Source organism: Halomonas citrativorans (assembly GCF_900163645.1).
In the GTDB taxonomy this organism is placed as follows: Bacteria; Pseudomonadota; Gammaproteobacteria; order Pseudomonadales; family Halomonadaceae; genus Vreelandella; species Vreelandella citrativorans.
Window position 1 is genome coordinate 1 of the sequence record NZ_FUKM01000056.1, and the last position, 4,479, is coordinate 4,479.

The window sequence follows — 4,479 nt, forward strand, 5'->3', positions numbered from 1 at the left end:
ACGGTATCAGCGATTGAGCGCGCTATTACAGCGGGCTGGAGTACAAATGATGTGCTCAAAAACACGCTGTATCAGGAGATGAACCGCTTAAACACCACCGTGCTGACGCGTGAGCAGGTGGCCGCTGTATTAGCCCCTCATGCGACCGATGCGGAAATCGCTCGGCTGATAGAGCGCGTCGACGCGAATGGTGATGGGCTGATCTCACGTCAGGAACTGATGAGCGCACGGCTGGCCGGGTTGGGGGCAGGCATCGTGACCGCGATGGCGACCGAGTTCGATGGCATCGATGTGAACGCATCGGGTCTCATCGATTACGACGAGTTCCACGCCGCGTTCAACGGCATGGCGAGCGAGTCAACGTTGGATAAATTGTTCTGGCTGATGGATAAAAACGGTGACGGCCAGATCAGTCGGTTAGAGTCTATCGCAGCAAGCAACATGACAATTGCTGAGCTAGGGCTACAGCGGCAGGCAGGTGATACAGACGACATCATGGGGGGTAACCCGTCGGTCATTGATGACATCGTCAATAAATATCCTGTATCAGACCCAACGGCGCAAAAAATCAACGGCGCTTACCATGACGTGCTGGGTAAAGATGCCCAGGGTTTCCAAGTGACCAGTTGGTCGCGTTGGCTGAGTGAAAAAGAAACACGCAACGGTCAGCTACATCAAGCCGTAGCGTGGGCGAATTTACCCGTCGGGGGTGAAGATTGGCTGAAGGCCCGTGGCCTGTACGGCGACGGCACCGTGCCAGAGTTCGCAGACGGGGGCTACACCGGGCCAGGCGGCAAATACGACGAAGCAGGTATCGTCCATGCCGGTGAGTTCGTCGTCCGCAGTGAAATTGTCAAGCAACCCGGTATTCGCGACATGTTGGAGTGGCTCAATCATGGGGCTTCTTCGAACGTGCCATCTCGCCAAACGAACCGTTCTCAACCACTCGCGGTGCGCAGTGCAGCGCCTCTTACACAGTTTCCGCTATTAGATTTTTCCGATGTCCTGCAAGAGCTCAAAGATATCAAGCGCGAGTTAAAGCAAGCCCATGATGAGAAGAAACGGTTAATGGAGACCCTCTCAAAACGTACCAATGAAATGGGCCAGGCCGCATCAGAATCGGCGCGCCGCGCCGAACAGCAGCGTGGCCAGCAAGTAGAAGAACTCCAGGCGCTGAACCGTGCCGGAAAAACCAGGGGGCGCACCGTATGACCGAAGGTCAATACCTTGCCTGGCTGGCCGACCTCAATGCCGAGCGTATTGTGCTCGCTGAGCTGCACCATGCCCACGGTGTCAAATACGTCGCAACGGGGCCGTATATGTCCCTACCTGGCGACAGTGATCCTAATCGGCCCTACGACGATATTTTGAAGTCGGCTGTTGATATCACCACGCGGATTGATGGCCTTACCACCTTTGGGGAAGTGGCTCTGATTGATGACGGCTCCATCACTGAGTGGATCAGCCACGCCTGGGAGGGGCATAAAATACGCATCTTTATCGGTGCGCCCGATTGGTCACGCGATGATTTCAGGCTGTTGGCCACGGGCCGTAACGGGGGAATTACCGAAGCCCGCCGGGGCAAAATCGTCTTTCGCATGAATGATGAGAGTGCCGTGCTGGATGAGCGCATCGATACCGGCGAGCTACCCAACGATGCAGGTCCAGTGCCCTTGGCACTTGGTAGCATCTTCAATGCTCCTGCTTACCGTGTATCGACCGAAACGCTGACCTATCGCGCCTCCTTCCTGCCGGTCACATCCATTGATGCCAAGGATGCAGGGGCGCCGATTACACATACCACCCATACCGCTAACGGCACGATAACCCTTGCCGCGTCGCTGGTAGATACCCTGACGATCGACATTGAAGAGCCGCACAATACTCCCGTAAAGATTATCGAATGGATCGCGGACTACTACGGTATTCCGATCGGTACGGTTGAGATGCCCAACTACCAGGTAGGTGTTTACTACAGCGGTGGCGACGTCGTTGGTAGCCAGATATTGGACGACCTTTGTGCTGGGCTGGGGGCGTATTGGTTTGTCGACCAGGTCGGCGCGCTGGTGGTTCGCCAACATACGCTGCCTGCCGTTGCAGACGTCACCATTGTGGGTGATGACATTCGCTACGATCAGGTACGCCTAAGCGAAACAGAACCCCCTTGGCGTGGGCTAACCCTTCGCTGGGGGCGCAATTACTCCCCCCTCTCTACCGTCGCTGGTGTCGTGGATGAGCAATCACCTAATGAGGCGACGCGCCTACGTACCGAGTGGCGGGAAAGCCGTGCCACTCAAGTGGTCGAGGACTACCCACTAGCGCAACACGTTACCCGAGACAGCGTGATTCAAAATGCCGATGACGCCGCGACAGAGCGAGACCGGCAATTGGCGCTGCGCATTACCCAGCGCGAGATCTGGGAGTTGGAAGCGTCGTTGGCCCCAGTTCAGGTCGGCCAGGCAGCGGATATTCAGCACCGACGATTGGCCGGTCGATTAGGCCGCCTCATTAGCGTAGGGCGCTCGCTACCTCGCGAAAAAACTAACTTGGGGGTGTGGGTGTGAGCACAATACGCATCATCATGGATAACCAGCATGACCTGGCAACGCTTACTGCGAGTAGCGCTCAGGCACCTGCCGAGTACACCCAGATCAAGGGGCGCAGTTATAGCTGGCGTGGCATATCAGCACGTAACGAGCAAGTCACCGCTATGCTCGAAAACCCTGATTTTATCTCAGCGGTGGTGGTATATGGCCACAACCTGAGCAGCGTTGGAACCGTGCAGGTTGAGTATCTGTTCGAAGGCGCTGTGATCTATGACACCGGCCCCATCGTCGCGGCTGACATCATCCCGCTGGGCGTGTGGCGAGCAGGCATTGACCCCTGGGGCGGTCAGGATCTGAGCGCACTGCCCTCTATCCATTACAACGTATGGACCGAGCCAACGCTCATTGATGGCTACCGCCTTACGTTCGATGATCCCGGCAATGTCGGTGGATACATTCAAGTAGGGCGTATTTTTTCAGGTATTCCCTACTCGCCACCCAAAAAGATGAACATTGATTTCGGCGTCAAGCTCGCTTGGCAGTTTCGCGGCGAGAAGCAGCGCACCGAGTCCGGCTCGCTACGCCATGTTGGCGGCGGCGTGTCCCGGCGGCTCTCTTTCGATCTCAACCATCTTGACGATGAAGAGTATTCAATCTTGACCCAGGAACTGCTGAAAGCAGGTGTAGGCAAGGACGTGTATATCAACGTATTTCCCGAAACGGGCGGTGTTAAAGAAGCAGCGCATGCTTTCGTTGCCATGCGTGACGGCGATTACGAACACGATCACGACCGCCACAACAACTGGCGCTCACCGCATGTGTACCTGGAGGTTTAAATGATTACCGCGCCGAGCGTGCCCGATTTCCAGGCCGACAACTTCAAAGTCAATGACAGGCGTCAAGCGGTCATTAAGGACAATAACCGTAACCGTAAACTCGACCGCTTTGCGACCGGGCTACAGGAAATGGTGGACTTGGCCAATGCCGAGTTCAAAATCGTTGCTGAAACGCGGACAGAGATCGCTCAGAAAGCAGGTCAGGTTGCACAGGATCGGCAGCATGTTAACCAGCAGAAAGGCGCTATCGACACCACGGCTGACCAAGTCAATGCTCATGCCCAGCAAGTAGCTACTGATCGCCAAGCGATTGCTCAAGACCGCCAGGCTTCCCAGCAAGCTCGCCAAGGCGCCGAAACAGCGCGAAGCACCGCTGCGCAAGCTGCTCAGGCATCATCGCAATCCGCCAGCGCGGCCCAACAAGCCAAGCAGTCTGCTGAGGACCTATATGGTGACTTGGACGCTATTAATGTGGCCAAAACTGCCTCACAGCAAGCGGCGCAAACGGCAGGCCAGCAAGCGCAGGCAGCTGGGCAGGAGCGCGGTAAGGCGGAGACGGCGCGCACCGGCGCCGAGGAGGCCCTGCGCCAAGCGATTGAAGCTGCTAAAGGTGCGAACGTTGATATAGGTAAAGCGCTTGAAGGCTATGTGGTCAAGGATGGCGCATTTACCTGGAATGGGCAGAAATTCGGAACCGTTAAAGTCCATGATGCAAGGGATATAGACCCTACAGGCCGAAATTCGGAGTACCTACCTGAACCTGATCAGTTAGGAGCTATGTCGGTCAGTGCGCTTTTTTCTACCGGGCTTCCCGGTAATAGCTGGCGTTCTGCACTGCTAGTCAATGGATGGAACCCAACTTATACGTCATGGATACTTACCGGGCCGTCGGGCACTTCCGTTGATGAAGATTTTTATCTCACATCCGGTAGGGGTACTGCGTGGGGGCCAGATCGTAGGGTTTGGCATGACGGTAACCTGGACCCTGAAGACGCCTCAAATTTAAAAAAGGGCGCAATACCTGCAGCGCGCATAGTTTCAACGACCAGTCGGACGCACTCTGGCTCCGGTGTCATGCTTGAAGCATCGGCAATGAA

4 protein-coding genes are annotated in these 4,479 nt (G+C 56.0%); all 4 read left to right on the top strand.

What is annotated here, in order from left to right; translation table 11 throughout:
* On the top strand, nucleotides 1-1,212 hold a 1,212-nt coding region (locus tag CZ787_RS13855; RefSeq protein WP_140398995.1), incomplete at its 5' end, for an EF-hand domain-containing protein.
* On the top strand, nucleotides 1,209-2,564 hold the full coding sequence (locus CZ787_RS13860; protein ID WP_087110212.1) for a hypothetical protein: 1,356 nt from the start codon (nucleotides 1,209-1,211) through the stop codon (nucleotides 2,562-2,564). The genes CZ787_RS13855 and CZ787_RS13860, both read left to right, overlap by 4 nt.
* Nucleotides 2,561-3,382, top strand: coding sequence for a hypothetical protein (locus CZ787_RS13865; RefSeq protein WP_140398996.1), 822 nt, complete (start codon nucleotides 2,561-2,563; stop codon nucleotides 3,380-3,382). Before CZ787_RS13860 ends, CZ787_RS13865 begins: the two co-directional genes overlap by 4 nt.
* Nucleotides 3,383-4,479 (top strand): hypothetical protein (locus tag CZ787_RS13870; RefSeq protein ID WP_217883879.1); only part of this gene is annotated, 1,097 nt, incomplete at its 3' end. It abuts the gene before it with no gap.

What these genes read in the sequence shown, in the direction of transcription:
- CZ787_RS13860 (WP_087110212.1), top strand. Translation starts at nt 1,209, where the DNA reads ATGACCGAAGGTCAATACCTTGCCTGGCTGGCCGACCTCAATGCCGAG.